General features: G+C 46.9%; 22 protein-coding genes and 1 riboswitch. Of the genes, 8 read left to right on the top strand and 14 right to left on the bottom strand.

The window, feature by feature from the left end:
- Positions 1 to 11: 11 nt before the first annotated feature.
- Positions 12 to 113: riboswitch (purine riboswitch) on the bottom strand.
- 40 nt (positions 114 to 153) lie between these two features.
- From ACFODW_RS14260 to ACFODW_RS14195, 14 genes are all read right to left on the bottom strand, one after another.
- Positions 154 to 2,370, bottom strand: coding sequence for a transglutaminase TgpA family protein (locus ACFODW_RS14260; RefSeq protein ID WP_390307455.1), 2,217 nt, complete (start codon positions 2,368 to 2,370; stop codon positions 154 to 156).
- Positions 2,367 to 3,629, bottom strand: coding sequence for a DUF58 domain-containing protein (locus tag ACFODW_RS14255; RefSeq protein ID WP_390307576.1), 1,263 nt, complete (start codon positions 3,627 to 3,629; stop codon positions 2,367 to 2,369). Before ACFODW_RS14255 ends, ACFODW_RS14260 begins: the two co-directional genes overlap by 4 nt.
- A complete protein-coding gene (locus ACFODW_RS14250) occupies positions 3,629 to 4,588 on the bottom strand; it encodes an AAA family ATPase (protein WP_390307454.1) in 960 nt (319 codons plus the stop codon). The genes ACFODW_RS14255 and ACFODW_RS14250 overlap by 1 nt, the downstream gene beginning before the upstream one ends.
- A gap of 236 nt (positions 4,589 to 4,824) precedes the next feature.
- Positions 4,825 to 5,304 carry a hypothetical protein gene (locus ACFODW_RS14245; RefSeq protein ID WP_390307453.1) on the bottom strand — a complete coding sequence of 160 codons (480 nt, stop codon included), beginning with the start codon at positions 5,302 to 5,304 and terminating at the stop codon, positions 4,825 to 4,827.
- A 96-nt stretch (positions 5,305 to 5,400) separates the two neighbouring features.
- A complete protein-coding gene (locus ACFODW_RS14240) occupies positions 5,401 to 5,688 on the bottom strand; it encodes a general stress protein (protein WP_390307452.1) in 288 nt (95 codons plus the stop codon).
- A gap of 96 nt (positions 5,689 to 5,784) precedes the next feature.
- The gene (locus ACFODW_RS14235) at positions 5,785 to 5,952 is read right to left on the bottom strand and encodes a stress-induced protein, KGG, repeat-containing protein (RefSeq protein ID WP_390307451.1); all 168 of its coding nucleotides are present in this window, start codon (positions 5,950 to 5,952) and stop codon (positions 5,785 to 5,787) included.
- 320 nt (positions 5,953 to 6,272) lie between these two features.
- Complete coding sequence (locus ACFODW_RS14230; RefSeq protein ID WP_390307450.1) at positions 6,273 to 6,440, bottom strand: hypothetical protein; 168 nt, start codon at positions 6,438 to 6,440, stop codon at positions 6,273 to 6,275.
- Between the two features lie 12 nt (positions 6,441 to 6,452).
- Positions 6,453 to 7,703: a hypothetical protein gene (locus ACFODW_RS14225; RefSeq protein ID WP_390307449.1), complete on the bottom strand. Its 1,251-nt coding sequence runs from the start codon at positions 7,701 to 7,703 to the stop codon at positions 6,453 to 6,455.
- Positions 7,704 to 7,848: 145 nt separating this feature from the next.
- On the bottom strand, positions 7,849 to 9,384 hold the full coding sequence (locus tag ACFODW_RS14220) for an AbgT family transporter (protein WP_390307448.1): 1,536 nt from the start codon (positions 9,382 to 9,384) through the stop codon (positions 7,849 to 7,851).
- Between the two features lie 200 nt (positions 9,385 to 9,584).
- Positions 9,585 to 11,087: an amidase gene (locus tag ACFODW_RS14215; RefSeq protein ID WP_390307447.1), complete on the bottom strand. Its 1,503-nt coding sequence runs from the start codon at positions 11,085 to 11,087 to the stop codon at positions 9,585 to 9,587.
- A gap of 148 nt (positions 11,088 to 11,235) precedes the next feature.
- Positions 11,236 to 11,388 carry a hypothetical protein gene (locus ACFODW_RS14210; protein WP_390307446.1) on the bottom strand — a complete coding sequence of 51 codons (153 nt, stop codon included), beginning with the start codon at positions 11,386 to 11,388 and terminating at the stop codon, positions 11,236 to 11,238.
- Between the two features lie 3 nt (positions 11,389 to 11,391).
- The gene (locus ACFODW_RS14205; RefSeq protein WP_390307445.1) at positions 11,392 to 12,576 is read right to left on the bottom strand and encodes a Ger(x)C family spore germination protein; all 1,185 of its coding nucleotides are present in this window, start codon (positions 12,574 to 12,576) and stop codon (positions 11,392 to 11,394) included.
- The gene (locus ACFODW_RS14200) at positions 12,563 to 13,675 is read right to left on the bottom strand and encodes a GerAB/ArcD/ProY family transporter (protein WP_390307444.1); all 1,113 of its coding nucleotides are present in this window, start codon (positions 13,673 to 13,675) and stop codon (positions 12,563 to 12,565) included. Before ACFODW_RS14200 ends, ACFODW_RS14205 begins: the two co-directional genes overlap by 14 nt.
- On the bottom strand, positions 13,672 to 15,198 hold the full coding sequence (locus ACFODW_RS14195; protein ID WP_390307443.1) for a spore germination protein: 1,527 nt from the start codon (positions 15,196 to 15,198) through the stop codon (positions 13,672 to 13,674). The genes ACFODW_RS14200 and ACFODW_RS14195 overlap by 4 nt, the downstream gene beginning before the upstream one ends.
- A gap of 146 nt (positions 15,199 to 15,344) precedes the next feature.
- Here ACFODW_RS14195 and ACFODW_RS14190 point away from each other — a divergent pair, with 146 nt between their 5' ends.
- The 8 genes from ACFODW_RS14190 to ACFODW_RS14155 all read left to right on the top strand — a co-directional run bounded on the left by ACFODW_RS14190 (position 15,345) and on the right by ACFODW_RS14155 (position 23,733).
- A complete protein-coding gene (locus tag ACFODW_RS14190) occupies positions 15,345 to 15,830 on the top strand; it encodes a hypothetical protein (RefSeq protein ID WP_390307442.1) in 486 nt (161 codons plus the stop codon).
- A gap of 105 nt (positions 15,831 to 15,935) precedes the next feature.
- A complete protein-coding gene (locus ACFODW_RS14185; RefSeq protein ID WP_390307441.1) occupies positions 15,936 to 16,931 on the top strand; it encodes an ABC transporter ATP-binding protein in 996 nt (331 codons plus the stop codon).
- Positions 16,921 to 17,919: an ABC transporter ATP-binding protein gene (locus ACFODW_RS14180; RefSeq protein WP_390307440.1), complete on the top strand. Its 999-nt coding sequence runs from the start codon at positions 16,921 to 16,923 to the stop codon at positions 17,917 to 17,919. Before ACFODW_RS14185 ends, ACFODW_RS14180 begins: the two co-directional genes overlap by 11 nt.
- A 228-nt stretch (positions 17,920 to 18,147) precedes the next feature.
- Positions 18,148 to 19,944 (top strand): peptide-binding protein, encoded by a 1,797-nt coding sequence (locus tag ACFODW_RS14175; protein WP_390307439.1) that lies wholly within the window; start codon positions 18,148 to 18,150, stop codon positions 19,942 to 19,944.
- A gap of 67 nt (positions 19,945 to 20,011) precedes the next feature.
- Positions 20,012 to 20,986 (top strand): ABC transporter permease, encoded by a 975-nt coding sequence (locus ACFODW_RS14170; RefSeq protein ID WP_390307438.1) that lies wholly within the window; start codon positions 20,012 to 20,014, stop codon positions 20,984 to 20,986.
- A 2-nt stretch (positions 20,987 to 20,988) separates the two neighbouring features.
- Entirely contained in the window at positions 20,989 to 21,876 is an 888-nt protein-coding gene (gene opp4C, locus ACFODW_RS14165; RefSeq protein ID WP_390307437.1) for an oligopeptide ABC transporter permease, read from the top strand.
- A gap of 361 nt (positions 21,877 to 22,237) precedes the next feature.
- Entirely contained in the window at positions 22,238 to 22,969 is a 732-nt protein-coding gene (locus ACFODW_RS14160; RefSeq protein ID WP_390307436.1) for an ABC transporter ATP-binding protein, read from the top strand.
- The gene (locus ACFODW_RS14155) at positions 22,966 to 23,733 is read left to right on the top strand and encodes an ABC transporter permease (protein WP_390307435.1); all 768 of its coding nucleotides are present in this window, start codon (positions 22,966 to 22,968) and stop codon (positions 23,731 to 23,733) included. The genes ACFODW_RS14160 and ACFODW_RS14155 overlap by 4 nt, the downstream gene beginning before the upstream one ends.
- The last annotated feature ends 204 nt before the right edge of the window (positions 23,734 to 23,937 follow it).

Raw genomic sequence — 23,937 nt, 5'->3', positions numbered from 1 at the left:
CTGTCATAGACCGATCAGATAACTGCCTTCATAGTCAGAGCATTTACGGTGCCCCGGTAGAAACTTTCGAACCATATTTTCGAGGATATACGAAAGGCAATAGGTGATTTCAGATTTAATATGTTCTAATCATACTAACCGGAACAAACAAGGTCAACCCAATATCCGGTTAATTAAATTTTTCCATAATTGCCTCAGTTCTTCTAAGTGGTCCGGTTCCGCCTCTCCCTTGTAAAGCATCCGTTCATACTGTGCGGTCATTCGGCCCATTTCTCCTGTATCATAATGCTCATCTATCATGGCGGCATACTCCCTTAATGTCTGATCCGGCTTCTTCTGCCATCCTTTGGCTTCCAAAATTTTCATCACATGGAGATATGCCGCTTGGCAGGCTTTTGCATCTCCACCCTGCCGGAGACGCCATTCCAATAAAAGGGTCTGCCATCGGAAACGAGACAGGTATAGCATAAGAACCACCAGGCCGGCCGCTGCAGTTGCTGCTAACAGCTGCCACCATCCAGACGAACTTCCTCCTGTAAAAGATTCATTGCTGGCAAATGCTGGATCTGCCTCTTCTTCCTGCAATTGCTCGTCAGACTGGTCATTGTTCTGTTCCTCATCTTCTTCCGGATTCTGGACCTCATCTTCCGCCCCCGGGTCGCCATCCTCGCCGCCGGTATAGAACTCACTAGGATTGGAAAAGCCCTGGGTAGGCTCAAAAGGAACCCAGCCCGTTTCCGGAAAATAGACTTCGACCCAGGAATGTGCGTTGGAATTGGTCACTTCATATACATGATAATCCTCCCCAAGGGAACTTTCCTGATTATAAAGCCGTTCCCCACCGGTAAAACCTTTCACCCACCGCGCAGGGACATCCAAGGACCTAAGCATAACGACCATGGATGTCGAATAGTTATCACAATAACCTGCCTGGGTGTCAAATAAAAACTGGTCTACATAGTCCTGTCCCTCTCCAGGAACTGGGACGTTGGAAGTCTGATACGCAAATCCGTTAGCCTCACTGAAGTAATTTTCCACTGCTTTTGTCTGGTCGTAACGGTTCCCGAACGGGGCGGTGATCTCTTCCGCCAGCTCCCGCACCCGATCAGGCATCTCTTCCGGAAGCTGGGTGTACCGCTCTGCTATATGTTCCGGATCTTGCCCGGAAGCCTCTCGCAAACGGTTTATTTCAAAGGATGGATACTCATAGGTTAGAGAATATCCATTCAGATTAGCCACTTTTTGATTGATCCTTGTTTGGACAGCTTCCGTCCTATCGTCCAGCAGAAACTGTGCCCCGGGGTGATCAGCCGATTCCACCCCATATGGATAAACAAGCTTCTCCAAGTCCGCATGCTCCTGGAACTTCAATAATGCCGTCCTACTCTCGGTCTCGACGGTATCGGCAAAGGTTTCCAAAGAGATTCTGCCATCTTCCTGCAGCTGATAATCCCTCTCCCCGGAACTCTCCCAACCTTTTCCTGTATAGACATCCTTCGTCTCTATTCTCCAATACTGCCGTTCCGTTGCCTCTGCCTGAAAAACTGGTGTGTAATCCTGCGAAAACGAGCCTCCCAGACGGGAATCATCTTCATCATAGCCTACCTTCTGCACAACAGAACCGCCGCCCGTTTCCGCTCCGTTTGCGGCACTCTGGATAAATGGAACGGGATCCGGCCATTGCGGCGCAGGCTTAGGAGCAGCAAATCCGATGAACGATACGAACAGCACAACTGCAATAACCGGAAGCAGCAAAACAAGGGCCTGCCCAGGGCGTGATAGCTTGATCGATCCATCATTCAATTCCCTCATCAAGTGAGCGATCCCCAACGCAACAAACGAGAAGACAAAAGCCCGGACGATGGCCAGCTCCGCCTGGTACACAGTGAAGGTATCCAGTACTGCAATATATAATATGGTAAGCAGCACAAATAGAAATATCCGCTTGATTACGACAAACCAATAATACAAAAGGTAGCTCATCAGCCAGATCAGTATGAAAAACAATAATGTACGGAACATCGGGGTTAGCGCATCCCATTGCTGTGAAAACATTAATTCGAGGTTAAACAGCACATCTCCTGCCAATGCCTTCAACCACCCCAACATCAGGAAGGCTTCACTGAAATAAAGCAGGTTCATAAAGAAGAACATCCCAGCCGCTTTTAATGGGACGGATATCCACCATTTCATCCGGAACAAGGTGATGATGAAACAATAAAGGGCGAACAAAACGAAAACAGTTATATTGCCAGTATCGGTTAATTCAGCAACCGGATAAAGCCATTCCAAGAAAAGGAAAAAGCCGCTGAGATACAGGATGGTTGCCAATATAAATGCCTGAAAATCCATATGTCCTTTATCCGTCATACGCCCTCCACCTTCACCGGAGATTGCAACAGATGATCCTCTGTTACAGCTATCACTTCAACCCCCTCCATTTTCATCTGATTCGCTAAATTCCTCTCCCTCTCCGACACCCATGCCGAGGCCTGGACAAAGAGGATGACTACCTGTTTCGACCTGGCTTTCATGGGTTGAATCGTTTGTATCCACCCCTCATCCAACTGGGTTGTAATAAATAATATGACGTTTTCTTCCTTCAACCGGAATATCTCTTCCTTCAACTTCCATACAAAGGGGCCGCTTCGTGACGGCTGGATCTTCGCCAGCTGCTGGGCCGCCCTTGATGCCTGCTCTTCCTCATGGACAGGAAAACAGATACTTTCCTCACCTACGATCAACAGACCAGCTTGAGCCGACTCCCGACGGATAAATGCAAGGAGTGATGCAGCCACTTCAACTGCAGCCTCATACGCCAGCATATTCATCCCCTGATGCCAGCAGCTGTTGAGAACCAGCAAAATATCCGTTCCCTTTTCCTGTTCGAATTCCTTTGTCATGATTTCATTCCTGCGGGCCGTCTGCTTCCAGTCAATCCAAGCAACCTTATCCCCCGGAGCATACTCACGGGCTCCGGTGGCAATATTGCTATGATTCCACGTTCTAGAAGAAGCGGCACTCCCTTCCCCCAAGCTGCTCCATTTGTCTGCCAGTTGGATAGGCACCTCAGCCGGGTAGACATTCAACTGATCCTTAACCGGAAAAAGATACTCTTTTCGGACCAATCCGAACAGATCAGCGGTGCGCACTTTCACCCCATTTAAGTCATGCACTCCTCTGGGCAGATCCTTTAGTTCATAGGAAAATTCAAACCTCCGGCGGAAAGAAGGGAAAACCGCCCTTTTCACATCCCTGACCATCCGGGATTTTTGCGGGTGGGCCATGTATCTGTATTTACGCTGCTGCTCGTCTTTCTTATGTAAGCCCTCCGGAAAAACCTCCTCAAAAATGCAATAAAACAGCGGAAAAGGAAAACGGCGTTCGATGCGGACCTTCACGGTAACGGTATCACCGGCCCTGACTGTCTCCGCACTAATATCGCGTTCCAGCTTCCAATGACGTAATGGATAGAACAGAAAAGCCAACTGATAGAGGAAAATAGGCAGGAAACCAAAGAACAGGAACCAACTGGTAAAACCACCCTGAAACATGGCATACGCAAATAAGGCAGCAAAAAGGATGAGGATAAATAGCAGATTCCAGATAAATCTCATGCTGCCTTTCATCAAGGGAATTCCCTCCGTATCGGAATGTGGGTGTTCTTTACGATAGAATCGATTATCTGTTCACTCGTCATCTCACTGTACTTTGCTTCTGCCGTAAGAACGACTCTATGTGACAACACATACGGAGCCAGATATTTCACATCATCCGGGAGAACATAATCCCTTGTCTGAATATATGCATATGCCTTTGCCGCCCGCATCAGTGCTATAGACCCACGCGGGCTTACACCCAGCTTGATGGACGGGTTGCTTCTTGTGTTCGTTACCAGATTAATAATATAGTGCTGGACATTTCTATCAATATATACGTTTCTTACTTCCTCGTGGACGTTCAGTAATTCATCTCGGGTAATCACCGGTTCCACTGTTTCGATCGGATGGTTGGATGATGTTCGCTCCAGCATTTCCAGTTCGTCAGCAAACCCCGGATATCCCATCTTTAGCTTGAAAAGAAACCGGTCCAACTGTGCCTCTGGCAGGGGATAGGTTCCTTTATATTCAATCGGGTTCTGGGTAGCCATGACAAAGAAAGGCTTGCTGAGCGGAATGGTCCTGCCGTCTACTGTGATGTTCTTCTCTTCCATCGCTTCCAGGAGGGATGACTGTGTCTTCGGGGAGGTTCGGTTGATTTCGTCTGCAAGTACGACATTGCCCAAAATAGGGCCGGGGCGGAATTCAAATTCCAATTCTTTCGGATTATAGATGGATACACCTGTTACATCGGAAGGCAGGAGGTCGGGAGTGAATTGGATTCTTCGGAAATCGCAGTCAAGAGAGGTTGCCAAAGCCCGGACAAGCATGGTTTTTCCCACACCCGGCACATCTTCAAGAAGTACATGCCCTTCAGCCAACAAAGCTGTCAGACTAAGAACAGCAATCTCCTCTTTTCCTATCAATACTCTATTTATATTGGTTAATATCTTTTCCACTTTTTCATTATAAGCCATTGTTTCCTGCATAGTAATCTTCTACTCCCTCCGTTAACCTCTATTTCTTACGTTCAAGCATACTATAACTATACTAGAAAAGCCCTTGAAGGAAAAGGACCCGTGCTACTTGACTAGTATGGTCCGCCTGCGTAGATTCTAAACATTCAAGGCCCCCCTCTAAAGTCCTGCATCTATATTTCTCTGAACATAAAAAAACGGAAGGGAGTTGAAGATCCCTTCCGTTTTTCCCAAGTTTTAACTTGAAATTAGGAATTTTTGTTGTTATTATTTTGTTGTTGGCGGCCACGAACGTTTCCGCCTTTTTGACCGATATCTTCATAGAAATCTTGGCCGTGTTCACGAGAAGTGGTCTCCCCACCTTTTTGACCAATTTCTTCGTAGAACTCCTGGTCATGATTTCTTGAAGTGGTTTCTCCGCCTTTTTGGCCGATTTCTTCATAGAATTCCTGGTCATGGTTACGGGATGTTGTTTCCCCGCCTTTTTGACCGATCTCTTCATAGAATTCTTGGTCATGATTGCGGGATGTTGTTTCCCCGCCTTTTTGGCCAATCTCTTCATAGAATTCCTGGTCATGGTTTTGGGCAGTTGTTTCTCCGCCTTTTTTACCAATCTCTTCATAGAATTCCTGATCATGGTTGCGGGCAGTTGTCTTACCGCCTTTACGTCCTGCTTCCTCCAGGGACATGTTTTGGTTATTGTTGCGTCTATTATTATTTTTTGCCATTCTTAACATCTCCTTTCGGTATAGTCAGTAAAGTGTCTTCACTAAGCCTTTTCCACTTTCAGTCCTTCGCAAAACATCCTGAAAAAGCTGTTTCAGTTACTTATTGTTACGGTTTTGACGGGCACGTTCCTTGCCGCCTTTTTCGCCGATTTCTTCATAGAATTCCTGATCGTATTTACGGGAAGTAGTTTCCCCGCCCTTTTGACCGATCTCTTCATAGAATTCCTGGTCATGGTTTTGGGCAGTTGTTTCTCCGCCTTTTTTACCAATCTCTTCATAGAATTCCTGATCATGGTTGCGGGCAGTTGTTTTACCGCCTTTACGTCCTGCTTCCTCCAGGGACATGTTTTGGTTATTGTTGCGTCTATTATTATTTTTTGCCATTCTTAACATCTCCTTTCGGTTAATTCGGCTTCCGCCGTTTCATTAATGTGTTTTCCACATCTTTTTTGTTGTTAAACATATCGGTTTTTGTTAAAATTAGGAATTATTGTTTTTGCTCTGGCGGGCTCTTTCTTCTCCGCCCTTCTTACCAATTTCCTCGAAGAACTCCTGGTCATGGTTGCGGGCAGTCTGCTTACCGCCTTTGCGCCCTGCCTCTTCAAGAGACATGTTCTTCTTATTATTACGTTTATTATTATCAGCCATTTTCAGTCATCTCCTCTCCTGTAAGATTAGGTAATCTCTCGCCTACAGTATTTTATTTTCCACCTCAAATTTTTCTTAAACATAGCATGCTCGGTTTGATAGATTTGTAACTTAATTGAAAAGCACCAGTCCGGATTAGCCAGTGCTGCTGATAAAACCGCTCTGCTAGCGATATAATCTGCCTCCTGCTGATAAAACCGCTATACCAGCGATACAATGCGCTTCCTGCTAATACCACCAAACGCCCGCCGATATACTTCACCCTTCATCGCCGTCCGCTCCGTCAATTAATAAAGCGCCGGTCGCCCGGCGCTTAGCATCTAATTATTTGTATATTTATCATTTAGTTTGTTCAACACTTTTTCAGCTACAGTATCTTTTTCCTGTTTTTCTTGTTCTTCCAAGTCCAAGTCTATCCGGTCTTCTTTCGGCAGTCGAAAAAATGAGTCTGTCTTCGGCTTCTCTTTCCTGGCACCCATGCCTTCCACCCCTTTCCCCCTTTAAAACCGGGAGTTGATCTCCGCATTGACGTAATTCTTGCGTTTCATCCAGATAAAACCGTCACCTTTTGTGATGACTGCCACATCTATTGGCGGACCTACCGATTCAGTTGCCCTGGTTACCCGCCTTTTGAAGGAAGTCAGATTAATCAAGGCTTCCGTCATCTCTGCAAGTTCTTCTTTCGGCAGCGACCTCACCACACCAAGCAGAGGTTCGATATAATTATTTTGCTGGTATTCATCCACTGCTTCTTCAATGGAGTCATATACTTCATTACCCAGATTTTTCAGTTCTGTAACCTGTTCTTCTGAAAAGTTGATATCCAGGTGCTTCTGTATTTGCTCATGATAGCTTGCCAACACGCGGTCAATGATTCCGAAAATGGCTTCTTCCATATTTGGCTCAATCCCACCGATAAAAGAATCCACCATTTCCCGTTGGGCAAAAGCGGTGATGGAGGCTGTTCCATCTGCTTCATCATTGGTGTAGCTGATTTTCCGCTCTTTCAGCAGTTTATATTTCATTTGGCCAAATACAGATCCTTCCAACCGGTAATTCAGCATATGGGGGAAGATCTCCTTCTCCCCGTAGCCACAGATGACCAGGCCGGTGCTGCCCACACTAAAATAATCTTTCCTTAATGCTTCGAAAGCCAATATATAGAGATCTTCTTTCAATTCTTCAGGCACCTCGTAAGTAATCAATTCTTCTTGGATTTCATTCACCACCGATTGAAAAGTGTCTTTGAACTGCTGATAGTCCAACTGGAGGATCTCCTCCTCCTTCTCTCGATACTCCTCTATCCTGCTTCTCACACTGCTCTTCAACCATTCCGTAACGTCTTTGTCCTCCACGTCTTCCGCTTCGTCTATATGGCCTTCCACTTCTCTGACCACCCGCTTTAAAACATCAGAGAATGTCCGGTAGACAATGACGCTCTCCACATCCTTGTTTGTAAACCGCTCATCCCTCTGCAGAAAATCCATCAAATCATCTGCATAATGGGTCAGGTCAGCGAATTTCTTGTTTCCCAGGTAATCCCTGTAAGATTTGATGATCACATCCCATGGCACTTCCATAAAAGAAGCCGCACCATACACCATGATGCCGACAGGATGTTCCCTGGAGAGGGAAAATAATTTGTTTGCCGAATTATATACTTTCTGTATCCCGTCCCTGCCGCTGGTGATGGCGCTGTCTGCGGCAAGGGACATACCCAGTTTATTCATGATTACTACTTCTGCAGTCATGCCGTACCTCCTTCCATTCCTATTTTATATGTATCCTCTGCCAGAGGGACTGAAACAAGAAAGAACAGAGGCGCAACTTTATACCCAGCATAAAAAAAGACAGCACCATTCTCACGAGGGAGAAGGATACTGCCTTTTTTATTTATTAATAATGAAGCGGGCCGTTTGGTCCCAGTGGAATACCGAACAGCAGCCAAATGATAAGCATGATCGTCCATCCGGCTAGGAAATAGATAGAGTAAGGGATCATCGTAGCAACAAGTGTTCCTATCCCCATCTTTTTATCGTACTTCTGTGCGAATGCAATAATAATGGCAAAATACGTCATTAACGGTGAGATGATGTTGGTAGTGGAATCAGCCACACGGTAAGCCATCTGTGTAAGCTCTGGTGAATACCCCAACTGCATCATGATCGGTACAAAGATCGGTGCCATCATCGCCCATTTGGCTGATGCGCTGCCGATGAAAATATTGATGAAGGCGGTGATCAGGATAAACAAGAGAAGCAATGGAATACCTGTCAAATTGACATTGTCCAAGAACTCTGCACCATAGACACCGAGTACAAGACCCATGTTGGACTCGTTGAAATATGCCACAAACTGACCAGCAGTAAAGGCAAGAACAATAAACATCCCCATGGACGCCATGGTGTCGCTCATCTGTGCAGCTACATCCTTATCACTGCGGACCGTCTTCGTTACCAGCCCATATACCAAACCAGGCACAAAGAAGAGAATCGCTATAATTGGAACAAGCGAACTCATGAAAGGAGACTGGATGATCTGGTCCATGGTATTACCTTCTGTCCCACGCAGCGGAGCATCCGGCGGAAGGATCAGCAGAGCTGTCAGGACAAGAGCAACTGCTACAGCAACCCCAGACCAAATAAGGCCTTTTCTTTCAATGGCAGTCAGCCCTTCCAATTCTCCTTCTTCCTTTTCCCCTTTATAGGTTCCAAGCCGTGGCTCAACCACGCGCTCTGTAACCCAAGTACCAATAAATGTCAGCACAAATACGGAAACCGCAATAAAGTACCAGTTCATAGCAATGTTCATCTGGTCCGCGTATGCCGGATCGATAATCGAAGCAGCAGCTATCGTCATCTCACCAAGCATCACGTCTGTTCCAGAGAGTAGCAGGTTGGCACTGAAACCGGCTGATACCCCGGCGAATGCTGCTGCGAGACCAGCCAGCGGATGCCTTCCAAGCGCTGCAAAAATCAACGCACCAAGAGGAGGCAGCACAACATAACCAGCATCAGATGCCACACTGGACATGATACCGGCAAAGACTAGACCGACCGTAATGAACCGGTTTGGGATAGATAATACAAACCCGCGCAAAAGCGCACTGATCAAGCCGGTGCGTTCAGCAACACCGATACCGAGCATCGTTACAAGCACCACACCAAGTGGAGCGAAGCCGATGAAGTTATCCGTCATACTTCCAAATATATACTCAATTCCCTCTGCGTTCAAAAGGTTCTTGATTTCTACCATCGTTCCTTCTTCCCCGGGATGTTCCACACTGATGCCCAATGGCTGGAGGGCTGCGGAGAGCAGCAGAACGAGGAAGGCAAGAATAGCAAACAGCGTTACCGGATGCGGCAGCTTATTACCAACTACTTCTATTCCATCCAAGCTACGCTGAAAGAAGCCTTTATTACCTTTAGCCATTTTTAATACCCCTTCCCTATAACCAAATCTGAAATATTTGAAAATGGTGTTTGGTTTTTATGAGAATTTCATTATATCCAGATTGGAATATAATTTAAATACTAAAATTTAAAATAAAAATAATGAAATATTTCGCAAGAATGGGCCTTAGTGCAATAATAGCGCAGTTCCCTTTCATTAGGAATTGGTCACCAATTCTATCAATTCACTTCCATAGAAGGATGATTTCCAGCATGAATCCATAAATTACTCTGTTCCAGTTGGAAGGCCAGCTGCAGAAGAAGCTCTTCTCTTCCTTTACCAGCCATGACCTGCACCCCAAGCGGAAGCTTTTCATCGGTAAGATGTACGGGAACTGACATGGCGGGCTGTCCCGTCAAGTTCGCCAGCTGTGTAAAAGGGGTATAGGTTAGGCTTGGCAGAAACATATCATAAATAAGCTGCTGCTGTTCTTCGGGTGTGCTCTCCTTGATACCATGCTGTAATTCATCTTGCTTGTCCTCTCCATGGTTCAGCTCGCCCACTTTAGGGGCGGGCCAGGCAGTTGCGGGTGTGATGTATAAATCATACGTCTCGTGTAATGCAGCCATCTGGGCGGCGGCATCATCCCAAGATGCAAGGCTGGCGGAAAATTCTGCGGCCGATACATTCTTTCCTGCCTCATTCAGCAGCCATGCCTCTATTTCCATATCATCTGCGGTCAATTCTCTTCCCATAGACTGTTCCAGCTTCCTGACCACAGAGGAAATTTCCCCACTGTTCATTAGATAATAATTCTTCATTAATTGAATACCATCGACACCATTGCCTTTTTCCTCCACATCATGGCCTTGCATTTCCAGCCAATTTACCGTTTTCTTGACAGCTTGGATCGCTTCATTGGAAACCGGTGTACCGACTGGAGAGGCGGTTGTAAAGGCAATACGCAGCCTACGATGGAGATCCCGCTGTATAAATTCCTGATACTTTCCATCAAACATAGGTATATGGAAGGCCGCTTCCGGCTGGAATACCTGCAGAATATCCAACATGGCTGCACTGTCCCGTACCGTTCTGGAAAGGATAAAATCGATGGAAGCACCTTGCCATTGCCTTCCGGTCCCCGGTCCGACCGGTGTCCGTCCCCTGGTTGGCTTCAGGCCAAATATCCCGCTGAACGATGCGGGGATGCGTATGGAGCCGCCGCCATCACTCGCTCCAGCGACAGGGACAATCCCTGCGGCAACCGCAGCGGCCGACCCGCCACTTGACCCGCCCGGTGAATATGCGGTGTTCCACGGATTCCTGGTTGGTCCGTATTGTACCGGCTCGGTAATATTCTTTAATCCAAATTCCGGTGTGTTCGTATGCCCCATAAACTGAAATCCCGCTTCACGGAGTTTGGCAACCAAATTGGAATCTTCCCGGGCGATCATCCCGTTTAAAAGCGCCGAACCCGAAGTCAATGGCTCTCCTTTCAAGCTTTGCGAAATATTCTTCAATAGAATCGGTACCCCTGCAAACGCAGCTCCCTCCACATTGGCAGACTCCGCTTCCTTTAAAGCCTTCTCTTTCCGTTCATGTACGACAGCGTTCAATAAAGGATTCACTTCTTCCAGCTGACGGAAGCTGATCTCCAAGAGTTCCTTGGGGGATATTTCCTTTTGCTTCAGCAGTTCCGCCAAATCTGTCGCATCCAGCTGTCTGAATGTACGACCATCCATTTTATCAGCCCCTTTCCTTTTACCAAAAGTGTAACAGAATGATGCACCACCGCCCAATGGGAGGTAGGTAATGGTTGGGCCTTGGGTTATAGCCATGCATCTATAATCAGAATGTGGTTTTCTGCCTACATAAAAAAGCAGAACAGCATTATTTCTGCTGCTCCGCTTTCTTCCATGCAGGATCTCCGCTTTCCCGCAGACTCCTATTAACTTTGTATACCGTGTAAGGAATGGCAAAGGCCAGGATGGTGCAAATAAGTTCTATCATCGTTGGCAGCCGTTCCACTATGGTTGCCCACATTTTCTAACCTCCCTCTTCATTCCCTTTTGTCTGGTTGATATTTCCTGGCTGGTAGATTTCACCCTTGACTGTCACTTTGATATCACTGTTGCTGAAAATATTCTTCCCCTTATCCCAATGATCCTCGATCCTTTTCCATAGCTTGTAATGATGTTGCTGCAAGTGGGAGGAAAAATCAAAGGCATCCACCTTTAGCTCTTCCTGCACTTTCGAAATGGTATCTTCTGCTACTTTTTTAACCTCATCCTCCATCACCCGGATAAGGTCCTCACGGTTCTTCCCTTGAAATATATCCTGATTGCTGAATGTTTCCGCAATGGTTCCACCGACAGTTATATCCAAGGAAAATACAAGTTTATCTTCATGTTCTTCTTCCAACGTCAATTTGCTGCCGGCTTTTCCAACATTGATAACCGTTTCTTTGCCATCCCAATCGACGGGAAGGGCTCCTTGCTGATGATCTCCCTTAATAAAATTTAATCCTCTTGTCTCTCTCCCATTGAGGGATCCGACCATTTGAGAAGAATCACCTCGGAACACTGCGACCCCTTCATACTTGATTTCACTTTCTTCCGTAATGGACATACGAGGAAGAATAAAGCTTTTTTCCTTTAGGAGATACTCATGGATATCCCCAGCGGTTACTGCTTCTATAATGGTTGGATTTTTTGCCGAGCTTTCCATGATTGCCTCCATATACTGTGCAGGAAAGTTTTCAATATCCGGTTGTACGTCCAATATCCGCTTTGCTTCTCCTTGGACAATCACTACCTTGATCCCCCTCCTCATATGCTGCTGCCTCAGGAAAACATCCATGACGTCTGCAAACAATTCTTCCTCCTTTGCCACATCCTCTGAAACAGGAATGATGATCAGATGCTGAGGAGACGGCACTCTGCTCGACTTTTCCGTTATTTTGCTGTTGATGTCATAGAGAGAGGTCCCGCTGGCAGAGACATTAATAAATGCTGGTGTCTGTCCACCTGTGCCGCCAGGCGTTCCCAAGCCGGCAGGATTGACGATCTGCTCGGTCATTTCCAACTGATAGCTGCCATTATCCTGCTTTTCCAGCAAATCAACGGCAATCCCTACCAAAAACCCCCTTTCCTCTATTTCCAGACTGTCCCAACATCCGGCAAGCAGAGGAATGACGGACAGAATGAGCAAGAGGATCTTAGTTTTTTTCACCCTGTTTCACCCCCTTGAATTTGGCCGCAATCCAGAGGATCAGTGCGGCAGCAACTGTCAGCAACAGCCCGTAGTGGCTCATGATCGTTCCGAACAGGTCTAATTCATTGTAATTCCTCGGTATTGTGCTGATATAAAAAACAAAAGGTGACAACACAATTACAAACCTTTCCTTCCGTACATTGGGGAAAAGTTGCTTCAACAACAGCAAACCAATATCAAAAGCCATCACGGTCGTATTGAAAATAGCCATAATCCATATGACGAAAAACAATGCTTCAAACCGTTCAAAGAAACCTCCCGGGATTTCCACCGCCTTAGACAACTCAACGGTCGGATAGGTGATATTGGCGGTTGAAACATTGCCGAAAACCGCTATACAGGTAATAAAGAGGAAAATATACAATAGAACAGCCTTGGACAGGCCATAGACTGCCTTTTGCGCCACTGTCCGAGGATTTCTGACAAATGCGATGTAAAAGAACAGGATACCGATCCCAGTATAGGAAAGCACCCCCTCCCTGGTTGCCTGTACATACCCTCTCATATCCGTCTGGAATACAGGCAGCAGATTATCTATATCTATAAACCCGATGGAAAAGAGGATCAGAATGAAAGAAAGGAAGAAAACGATCGGAAGGAAAAGAGCATTCAGCCGAAATATCCCTGCCCTGGAGCCCGCCACTGCATAGATAACAATCAAGAGAAAAGACAGGGCAACAACCTCTACAGGTGTTTCCTCGAACAAATAGCGGTGAGCTGTTCCGGCTATAGCCCTTACCTCGTATGCCGATAAAAGTATACTCTGAATGACAAACAAAAAAAGAAGGATAATGGCCGCCGGCTTCGTTATCAGGGAAGAGGCATACTCAAGGAAGGACTGGCCGGGAAACCGGGATGCCAACTTGGCCACCACCCATACTATGAGCATAGCCATTATCCCGCCTGCCAGGATGGATAACCAGCCGTCCGCAGCTACCGTCTCTTCCGCAATACTTCTCGGCAGCTGCAAGATTCCAATAGCAATCACCACAGAAGGAACGGCAATCATAATATCTTTTTCACTGATATACTCATCTGCATATTTGAAATCCTTCATTTTTGCTTCCTTCCTGAACTACCTGACTTCTTGTCCGCCGGCCACATATATGCCGGTCTCCTTGTCATCATTGACATTGGCGCACGTAGCACCAGGTCTTTCCATGCCCCGGGAAAGCTTGGAGAGAAGGGGGCGGTATAAGGAATGCCGAAGCTTTTCAGGTTGACCAAATGTACATTAATAGCAATGTAGAGCAGCACAATCCCATACAAACCTAAGAAAGCAGCAGCAATCATAAAACCGAACCGCATCATGCGAAAGGCAATAGCCACACTATAAGCCGGGTTGGTAAAGGAAGCGATAGCCGTTAGGGCAACAATGATGACCATGATCGGGCTCACTATTCCGGCACCGACCGCCGCCTCCCCGATGACCAGCCCCCCGACGATCCCGATGGTCTGCCCGATCCCTGTTGGTAGCCTGGCACCTGCTTCACGGAGAAGCTCCATCGTGACACCCATTAATACTGCTTCAATAAAAGAAGGGAACGGCACTCCTTCCCTCGTTGCTGAGATAGAGAATGCCAGGTCTGATGGAATCATCCCGGGATGATAGGAAACTAAGGCAATATAGAGGGATGGAAGGAATAAAGACAGAAATACCGCCAGATACCTCAAGACCCTTATTAGTGTCCCGACAATCCACCTTTCATAATAATCCTCGGGTGATTGCAGGGTGTTCGCCAGGGTTACGGGGGCTATCAGTACAAATGGCGTCCCGTCCAGCAGGATAATCACCTTCCCCTCCATCAGATGAGCTATTGCTCGATCTGGTCGCTCCGTATTCAGCATCTGTGGGAATGGTGACAAAAAACTGTCCTCTATGGATTGCTCGATATAACCAGATTCTGGAGCAAAATCGATGTCGATGGACTCCAGCCTGCGATTGACCTCCTTCACCATGTCCGGATGGGCAATCCCCTCGATATAACTGACTACCAGTTTTTTTCTAGCACGTCTTCCAATCTGGTGGTGCTTGAACCGGAGATTTTCGTCTCTGACCTCCTGCCTGATTAGTGAAAGATTGGTGTTTATGCTTTCATTGAAACCATCTCTCGGCCCCCGGATCAGCGGCTCTGAGGGAGGCTGCTCTATGGAGCGGGTTTCCGCTGCTGCAGTGCCCATAATGACTGCTGTATCTGTCCCGTCTATAAGAAGGGCTGTGTCGCCCGCCAGCACAGCAAGCATTACTTCATCAAATGCCTGCTTTTCTGTCACATCCGTAATAGAAACGACTTCCCGGTATACAACATCGCCCAATTTCTTCCCCTTCTCAGGCAGGGTAAGGAATTGAAGGTTTTTCAAAATATTATTATGTATCATATCTTTATCAGAAATTCCCGCCAAATAGACAAGGGCTCCGCTATCCCCGCCGCTTAAAGTGAACTTCCTGACCACCAGGTCATCGGGCTCGCCAAGCACCGCCTTTAAGTCACTCAAATTCTTCTGAAGATCCTTTTTTAGAGGGCTGCCGCTTCCCGTCGCCTGGCCTTGCTTCTTCATTCTGAACCTTCGTCCCGACATCCTTCCACCTCCTCTGGACAACACTCTTAGATTCCCATTAGTGGTGGATTTTATACAAATTTGGTGGGAACTGTTCTTGAATAAATTTATTATTTTTTCGATAGACTAAGCCCGAACGACAAAAAAATAATGGAAATGATAATGCTATGAACACACTTGCCATGAAAAGAAGCAGAAAGCTGGAAGCAATCCTTTGGAGTGTCGCCTTGCCGGGATTCGCCCAATTGCTGAACCGCAAATACATCAAGGGAATCCTGCTGATAGGGTTGGAATTCATCATCAATGTGATGGGAAACTTCAACCGAATCATTGTTTTAAGCTTCCACGGGCAAATGCAGGAAGCTGTGGAGCAGACCAATTATATGTGGTTGATGTTCTATCCCTGCCTTTATTTTTTTGCGATTTGGGACGCATACAGGGATGCCGGCGGCGGTGAAAAGCCCTTCGCCTATCTCCCTTTGGTTTTTTCCGCCTATTTTGTCACACTCGGTTTGATTTTTTCACCAAATTTCACTCTGTTCGGATACCTGATTGGACCGGTGTGGCTGCCGATCCTGTTTCTTCCGATCGGGCTAGGCACCGGTGCCCTCATCAAGTGGATGGTAGTAAGAAAATTTGGGGAAGGCGGTTGAACCTTCCCCAAAGTAGTTAGCGGCCAGAATATAATGAAGCGCGCATACATATCTTATACGGACATCTTTTATTCTTTTAACCCTTTTTCCGAATGGAGTGTTCGTATGAGCAGCAATCCAGTACTTACGGTAGATCACCTCCAGACCCATTTTCATATGGAGGATAACCAGACGGCAAAGGCCGTCGATAATATTTCGTTCTCCATCTTTCCGGGAGAAACAGTTGCTCTTGTTGGTGAATCCGGCAGCGGAAAAAGCATGACGGCTCTTTCTATTATGCAATTGGTCGCCAAACCCGGCCGTATTGTCGATGGCAGTATATCACTTAATGGAATAGACCTCCTGCCACTGACCGATAAAGAAATGACCGCGATCCGCGGCAAAGAAATGTCTATGATTTTCCAAGAACCTATGACTGCCCTGAACCCTGTCTTTACGGTAGGAAATCAGATCTCGGAGGTTCTCCGAAAACACTTAAAGCTTCCAAAAAAAGAAGCACGCGATAAAACTATCAATCTACTAAAAACGGTAGGAATCCCGCGAGCTGAATCGGTGGTGGATGAGTATCCGCATCAACTGTCCGGTGGAATGAGACAGCGGGTGATGATCGCCATGGCCATTTCCTGCAACCCAAACCTGCTGATTGCCGATGAACCCACAACCGCTCTCGATGTTACGATGCAGGCTCAGATTCTAGACCTGCTGAAGGACATGAAAGATAAATACCAGATGGCACTCCTGTTGATCACCCATGATCTTGGAATCGTTGCCGAGTATGCGGATCGTGTATTAGTCATGTACGGCGGTCAGATTGTCGAAGAATCCCCTGTCGCAAAGCTAGTGGAAAGCAATAAGCACCCATACACAAAGGGCCTGCTGGAAAGCCTTCCTTCCATGGATGTGGAGGTCGATCGCCTGGGAACCATTAAGGGGACTGTTCCGCCGGCCCACCAATTTCCCATCGGCTGCCGCTTTTCCGCCCGCTGCCCTTATGTGATGGACAAATGCAGAGAGGTCACTCCTGCCATGGAGAAGGTGGACTCCAACCATTTCATCCGGTGCTATTTATATGAAAAAGGAGTGTCTGAACATGACAGCTGAAAAAGATAATGTACTTATCGATGTTAAGGATGTTAAAAAATATTTCCCTATTAAAGGCGGAATTCTCAAACGGACTATCGGGCACGTGAAAGCTGTCGACGGCATCACCCTCCATATTTCCAAGGGGGAGACACTGGGAATAGTTGGTGAATCCGGCTCAGGCAAGTCGACATTAGGCCGTGTCATGCTCAGGCTGCTGAACCCTACAGAAGGGAAGATTATCTTTAATGGCACGGATTTGAGCAAATTGAGGCAAAGGGAAATACGGCCCCATCGGAGACACATGCAGATGGTCTTCCAGGACCCATTTGGTTCGCTCAATTCCAAAATGAGTATTTCGGAATTAATTGAAGAGCCGCTCCGGGTCCAAACAAAGCTTTCACATGCCGAGCGGAAGAAAAAGGTTTTGAGCATGATGGAGAAGGTGGGATTTCAAAAGGAGGATCTCCAAAAATACCCCCATGAGTTTTCCGGAGGGCAGCGACAGCGGATCAGCATTGCCAGGGCATTAATCGTCGAACCGGAATTCGTTATCTGTGATGAACCAGTCTCGGCTCTGGATGTATCCATTCAGGCTCAGATACTGAATCTGATGAAAGACCTGCAGGATGAGCTGGGGTTGACCTATTTATTTATTGCCCATGACTTGAGCGTGGTGAAACATATCAGCGACCGGGTCGCCGTCATGTATCTGGGAAGAATCGTAGAAATCGCAGACAAAAAGGACCTGTATGAGCAGCCTCTCCATCCTTATACCAAAGCCCTTCTATCATCTATACCAACCGTGAAAACTAACGGAAATCCGACAAAAAAGCAGAAAATCAAATTATCCGGTGATCTGCCAAGCCCTTCCAATCCACCTTCAGGCTGTGCTTTCCGCACCAGATGCCCATTTGCCTATAGTAAATGTTCTACTGAACGGCCGGAATTGACGAGAATGCAGGGGAATCATCAGGTCGCCTGCCACTTATATACAAGTGAAGAATAGAGAATCTAGAAATCTTGTTTAGCGAAAGTAACCACTGCGGAAATATGCTTCGCTAATTAAGTACATTATTTACCATTTGGGTTAAACAGCCTGATTATGTCCTGGCATTATAGTCTTATTTTCACCTTGGTTCTACCGTGAATTTTTTGCTAATATATATCTTTTAACCTAAGAAGGGGGTGAACGAATATCAGCAAAGGTTTAACATAAGAAAAGGGGGAGATTGGTTTGGCTAAACTACCGAAACACTGGCTGTCTCTGATATTGCTTCTTCTCTTTCTAGGCATAATTCTTGCTGCATGCAATAATTCCAATGATTCTAGTGATACACAGACAGAAGATGCAGACGGTACAGAAGAACAGAAAGGAGAAGACAGCGGACCAAAGACAGGCGGCACCTTGACCGGGGCGATGTACTCAGCCCCTGCAGGCATGTTCAACCCTATATTTTATGAAGAGTCCTATGAAGCAAATATTCTCGATTTTACCCATGAAGGGCTGGTCAGCCAGAATGATAGTCTGGAATTCGTACCTAACTTGGCCAGTAAGTGGGAGACCAACGAAGATCAAACGGAAATCACCTTTACCCTTGAACAAGGGGTATCCTGGCATGATGGAGAGGAATTTACAGCAGATGACGTGGTCTTCACCTATCAATCTATGTCAGACCCGGATTATGTATCTGCCGGCGGTATTCGTACTGCTTATGTGGAGCCCCTCTTGGGGTATGAAGCATACAGCTCCGGGGACACAGAAAAATTCGAAGGGGTCATTGCCGAAGATGATCATACGGTCACCTTCAAGTTCTCCGAACCGAACATCAACCCGCTCTACTATGCAAGCTTTCCAATTATACCTGAACATATATTCGCCGACATTCCAGTAGCAGAAATGCCGGAAGCACCGGAATCCCGCGAAGCCGGTAAAGTCATCGGAACCGGCCCATTCCAATTCACAGACATGATTGAGCGGGAGCAATACATCCTTGAGAGAAATGATGATTACTGGCAGGGATCCCCATATCTCGACCGTCTCGTATGGAAGGTCGTTGCCCAATCCGTCATGACCGGACTTCTTGAATCCGGGGAACTGGATTTCATAGCAGATCCAAACGGCATTCCACCTGCTGATTATGAAACGGTAAAAGCATTCGGCAACATTGAAATCATTGAACAGCCTGATTTCGGTTATCAGATTCTCGGCTTCAAGCATAACCATAGGACCACAGAGGATGTAGAGTCCGGGGCTATAGAACCGGATAACTGGATACCTAATGAGAAGCTCTCCAATCCTAAGGTCCGCCAAGCTATTGCCTATGCAGTCAACAGGCAAGGACTGGTGGATGGACTCCTGTATGGCCGGGGTCAGCCGATCAATTCACCAATAGCTACACAGTTCTGGGCGTACGATGAAAATGCCGCAACCAACTATAGCTATGACCCGGAATTGGCCGCCTCTATGCTCGAGGAGGAAGGGTACGTGGATACAGATGGAGATGGTTTCCGCGAGGACCCTGATGGAAACGAATGGGTTCTGAACATGGATTATCCTACCGGCAATGAGCTGCGTGAGCGATCTGCGCCTCTTATTGAACAGCAGCTTGAAGAAGTCGGCATTAATGTGAACCTGCGGCAGCCGAAAGAAATGACCGCCTATGTAGAGGGGCTAACCAACGATAATACCGACTGGGATCTTTACCTGATCGGCTGGAGCCTGGCCAGCACAGACCCGGATCCTACCGGTTTGTGGGGAACGAAGGCAGCTTATAATTTCTCCAGATGGAATAACCCTGAATCCACTGAACTGCTGCAAAAAGCGATGAAAGCACCCGAAGCATTTGAACAAGATTTCCGGAAAGAAGTATACGCCGAGTGGCAAGCCTTGTTCTCCGAGGATCTTCCCGCCCTGCTGCTGTATGCCCAAAACAGCCTTTGGGCCTATAATGACCGGCTCCACGGAGTAGACCCGCTTCCATATACGATGTATAACAATGCCCATCTATGGTGGGTGGAAGATGCCGAATAAAGGAAAATAACCAGTAGTTTGAGAGTATGCCCCTAGCATACTCTCCTTCTCTATAGGGGGAAAGGAAATGCATAAATACGTCATCCGGAGAATACTCGTCTTCATCCCTATGCTGCTCATGCTTTCCATGATTGTATTTACCCTTGCAAAAACGGCGCCGGGAGACCCGTTCACCGGGCGGATACTTGACCCTGACATCAATCCCGAGGTATATGAACAGCAGCGGGAGGCACTTGGCCTTAATGACCCCTTGCCTGTACAGTATGCCCACTGGGCTCTGTCGATGGCAAAAGGGGATTTCGGGGAGTCCATGTATTACAAAGGCAGGACGGTATCCAGCCTCATTGAAGAGAGAATCATGAATACCATCCACCTTGGCATGCTGGCGCTTGGAATCACATTGTTGGTCGCTATCCCTATCGGCATCTATTCTGCCCGCAACCCCTACTCTCTCCTGGATTACAGTGCTACCGCATTCGGTTTTCTGGGGCTTGCCATCCCGAACTTCTTCTTCGGTCTCATTGCTATTTATTTCCTATCGATCAAACTAGGCTGGTTCCCTGCACAGGGGACCATCACGGGGGTTGAATCGACCGGCCTGCATGCCTTGTTGAGCCGGCTGCATCACATGATTCTTCCCGCTATTACACTGGGTCTTGCCGGAACAGCGACCTATATGCGTTACATGAGATCAGAGGTTTTGGATGTGTTGGGGAGTGATTATATTCGGACAGCAAGGGCGAAGGGAATGACAGACAGAAACGTATTATACAAACACACTTTAAGAAATGCCATCATACCGATCGTCACCTTGATGGGTTTTGAATTCGGTGTCCTGCTTAGCGGCGCTATCATCACCGAGCAGGTCTTCAACTATCCTGGCCTGGGTACATTATTCATCAATTCCATCACTAACAGGGACTACCCGGTGATCATGGCGATCACCCTGCTGCTCGGAGTCGCCATCCTGATTGGGAATCTGCTGGCAGATATTTTCTATAGCATTGTCGATCCCAGAATCCGTTATGATGGAGGTGAATGATAGTGGATAAAGATTACTCTTTGGCAGATGATGCCTCCAAGAGCCCTTTCCAGCTGGCACTGGAACGCTTCCTTAAAAACAAGCTGGCAGTTGCCGGCTTGATTGTACTTTTATTGATTGTTATTGCCGTAATATTTGCTCCCCTGCTCACCGACCATGACCCGAGGAAAGGCGACCTCATGCTGGTTGAACGCCCCCCATCCTCGGAACATATCCTCGGAACGGACAGCTCAGGCAGGGACAATTTTGCCCGGCTCCTCTACGGTGGGCGCGTTTCCCTTCTCGTCGGCTTCAGTGCCATGCTGTTCACCTTGATCATCGGAGTGGTCACCGGTGCCCTGGCAGGCTTTTACGGTGGAAAAATTGATGGATTGATCATGCGTGCAGCAGACCTCATGCTGGCCCTTCCCTTTCTAGTACTCGCCCTTACGATCATGGCCCTGCTCGAAAAAATAACGATAGGTATCTTTGTCACCGTAATCGCCCTTACCTCATGGCCAACACTGACCCGTATCGTACGCGGAACCTTCCTCTCGCTTAGGGAGCAGGAATTCATCCTCGGGGCCAGAGCCATCGGTGCCGGCGACCTGCGTATCATCTTCAGGCATTTCATTCCGAATGCCATCGGGCCGATTATCGTCAATGCTACGTTGATGATGGCGACCATGATTATTGCCGAATCCGCCTTAAGCTTTATCGGCTTTGGCATCCCGCAGCCTGCCCCCACGTGGGGGAATATGATATCTGAGGCACAAAACATCCGTATACTGAGAGACCATCCGGAGGCCTGGGCCCCGCCAGGGCTGGGCATCTTCTTGACTGTTCTTTCAATCAATTTCATCGGAGACGGATTAAGGGATGCATTTGATCCAAAAAGCGGTCAAAGATAGAAAAGCATTTTATAACAGTCACTGTACTCGCCGTGCTACAAAATATCGGTCCATTCACATCAACTGCCAACCGGATACCGAAATGCATTGCTGCTTTTATTCCACCAGTTGAACAGATTCCATGCATACAATTTTGATGGCAGATGAATAGCCTGCCCACAGCTATTAACAAGATTTCTTCTCAAGCCAGCTAAATTCCTGGCTTTTTTTGTTGGAAAAAAGCCACTCTTCCCCCGGCAGGACACATAGCTTCAGGGATTGCATTTCTACTGGAGTAGGATAAACAGATTGTTATACGTGAAACATAAAAAGAAAAAGCGTAAGATAATGTTGGAACGACTTTGAAAAGGAAGTGACAGCTATGTCTGCAGCTGCGAAGGCAGCCATCCGTCTGGAAAACGTAAGTTATTCAGCAGATGGACTTGATATCTTAAAAAATATCACCGGATCTTTTGAAGAAGGCAGAATCACTACCTTGGTAGGACCTTCAGGTGCCGGGAAGACCACATTATTCCGGCTTTGCAATGGACTAAGATCCCCTTCTTCCGGCGATATATATATTGATGGGAAAAATATACAGGAGTTTGAACCGACAGCTCTTCGACGTCATGTTGGAATCGCTTTGCAGAATGCTGCCATGGTACGCGGGAGTGTCAGGAAAAACCTCGCCCTTCCGATGACCCTCCAAGCAAAAGAACTACCAGAGAAAGAGGCAGAAGAATATTTGGAAGTAGTCGGCTTGGACAAAAGCTTTCTCGACAGGAAAACAAAGGACTTATCCGGCGGCCAGCGTCAGAAGCTGTCCATTGCCCGCACCTTGGTCAATAACCCGAAGATCCTCCTGCTTGATGAGATAACATCATCATTGGACCGTGTATCCCAGCAGGATATTGAAGAACTGATCCAACGAATCAACGAAAAATACAACACTACTATCATTTGGATCACCCATAATCTCACCCAGGCCCTGAACGTTGGAGAAAATACATGGGTCATGATGGAAGGGGAAGTGGTGGAAACAGGGAAAAGCAGCCTGTTGAATAATCCGGAAAATGAAAGAGTGAAGCATTTCGTCAAGGGGGAAGTAGAATGAACTTTATTACATTGACACTTACCTTAATATTTGTCGCCATTCCCCTGATTCTGTCGAAAACATTCAAACTTGGGCTGGAGAAAGATACCATCATTGCAACAGTACGGTCGATTATCCAACTGCTTGCAGTCGGCTATATCCTCCAGTTTGTTTTTGATGCTGAACATATGATTTATATCGTTCTCATGGTTTTGTTGATGATAGCCGCAGCCACACAGAATGCCCGCAAAAAAGGTGTCTCCATTAAAGGCATCACCTGGAAGCTGGTTGTCACCTTCATTTTTGTTGAAGTGCTGACACAGGGAATTCTGCTCGGGTTGGACATCACACCGCCTACCGCCCAATATATCATTCCGATCAGCGGGATGGTCATTGGCAATTCAATGGTGCTTGGCATCCTCTTTCTTAACCGTTTCACCTCAGAGATGGAGTCCCGTCAAGAGGAAACAGAACTGATTCTATCTCTCGGCGGTACACCTAAACAAGCCGTGCACAGCCAATTGACCACTTCCATCCAGGCCAGCACCATTCCGACAATAGAGAGCCAGAAGACGATTGGGCTCGTACAGTTGCCAGGCATGATGAGCGGTCAGATTATTGCCGGAGCCGACCCGGTGCAGGCAGTTATGTTCCAGCTGCTCATCCTGTTCCTGTTGCTCACTACAACAGTAGTAACCAGCATTATGCTCGGCTATTTATCCTATCCGACGTTGTTCAACCAACGGATGCAGTTTCTGGATGACCATCTGAAAAATTTAGATTAACGAAAGAGGTTGGGACAAAATTGTTTAATCAAAAGAAAAAGCCGAACTAGCTAGAAAATTTTGTGATATAGGGATACCCGCTGCGGAAATATACTGATATGAACGAAACTGTCAAGCCTATATAACCTCAGGATAATTTGGGCAACTTTAAATTAAGAGTCACTTTTCAACTCTTTTTTGTCTACTGTTATTGAGTAGTAAACT

The organism is Virgibacillus sediminis (assembly GCF_042643265.1).
Lineage (GTDB): Bacteria > Bacillota > Bacilli > Bacillales > Amphibacillaceae > Virgibacillus_O > Virgibacillus_O sediminis.
The sequence above is the reverse complement of the archived record's forward strand: the minus strand, read 5'-3'. Positions and strand labels throughout refer to the sequence as shown.

What these genes read in the sequence shown, in the direction of transcription:
- ACFODW_RS14260 (WP_390307455.1), bottom strand. Translation starts at nt 2,370, where the DNA reads ATGACGGATAAAGGACATATGGATTTTCAGGCATTTATATTGGCAACC.
- ACFODW_RS14255 (WP_390307576.1), bottom strand. Translation starts at nt 3,629, where the DNA reads ATGAAAGGCAGCATGAGATTTATCTGGAATCTGCTATTTATCCTCATC.
- ACFODW_RS14250 (WP_390307454.1), bottom strand. Translation starts at nt 4,588, where the DNA reads ATGCAGGAAACAATGGCTTATAATGAAAAAGTGGAAAAGATATTAACC.
- ACFODW_RS14245 (WP_390307453.1), bottom strand. Translation starts at nt 5,304, where the DNA reads ATGGCAAAAAATAATAATAGACGCAACAATAACCAAAACATGTCCCTG.
- ACFODW_RS14240 (WP_390307452.1), bottom strand. Translation starts at nt 5,688, where the DNA reads ATGGCAAAAAATAATAATAGACGCAACAATAACCAAAACATGTCCCTG.
- ACFODW_RS14235 (WP_390307451.1), bottom strand. Translation starts at nt 5,952, where the DNA reads ATGGCTGATAATAATAAACGTAATAATAAGAAGAACATGTCTCTTGAA.
- ACFODW_RS14225 (WP_390307449.1), bottom strand. Translation starts at nt 7,703, where the DNA reads ATGACTGCAGAAGTAGTAATCATGAATAAACTGGGTATGTCCCTTGCC.
- ACFODW_RS14220 (WP_390307448.1), bottom strand. Translation starts at nt 9,384, where the DNA reads ATGGCTAAAGGTAATAAAGGCTTCTTTCAGCGTAGCTTGGATGGAATA.
- ACFODW_RS14215 (WP_390307447.1), bottom strand. Translation starts at nt 11,087, where the DNA reads ATGGATGGTCGTACATTCAGACAGCTGGATGCGACAGATTTGGCGGAA.
- ACFODW_RS14210 (WP_390307446.1), bottom strand. Translation starts at nt 11,388, where the DNA reads ATGTGGGCAACCATAGTGGAACGGCTGCCAACGATGATAGAACTTATT.
- ACFODW_RS14200 (WP_390307444.1), bottom strand. Translation starts at nt 13,675, where the DNA reads ATGAAGGATTTCAAATATGCAGATGAGTATATCAGTGAAAAAGATATT.
- ACFODW_RS14195 (WP_390307443.1), bottom strand. Translation starts at nt 15,198, where the DNA reads ATGTCGGGACGAAGGTTCAGAATGAAGAAGCAAGGCCAGGCGACGGGA.
- ACFODW_RS14190 (WP_390307442.1), top strand. Translation starts at nt 15,345, where the DNA reads ATGAACACACTTGCCATGAAAAGAAGCAGAAAGCTGGAAGCAATCCTT.
- ACFODW_RS14185 (WP_390307441.1), top strand. Translation starts at nt 15,936, where the DNA reads ATGAGCAGCAATCCAGTACTTACGGTAGATCACCTCCAGACCCATTTT.
- ACFODW_RS14180 (WP_390307440.1), top strand. Translation starts at nt 16,921, where the DNA reads ATGACAGCTGAAAAAGATAATGTACTTATCGATGTTAAGGATGTTAAA.
- ACFODW_RS14170 (WP_390307438.1), top strand. Translation starts at nt 20,012, where the DNA reads ATGCATAAATACGTCATCCGGAGAATACTCGTCTTCATCCCTATGCTG.
- ACFODW_RS14160 (WP_390307436.1), top strand. Translation starts at nt 22,238, where the DNA reads ATGTCTGCAGCTGCGAAGGCAGCCATCCGTCTGGAAAACGTAAGTTAT.
- ACFODW_RS14155 (WP_390307435.1), top strand. Translation starts at nt 22,966, where the DNA reads ATGAACTTTATTACATTGACACTTACCTTAATATTTGTCGCCATTCCC.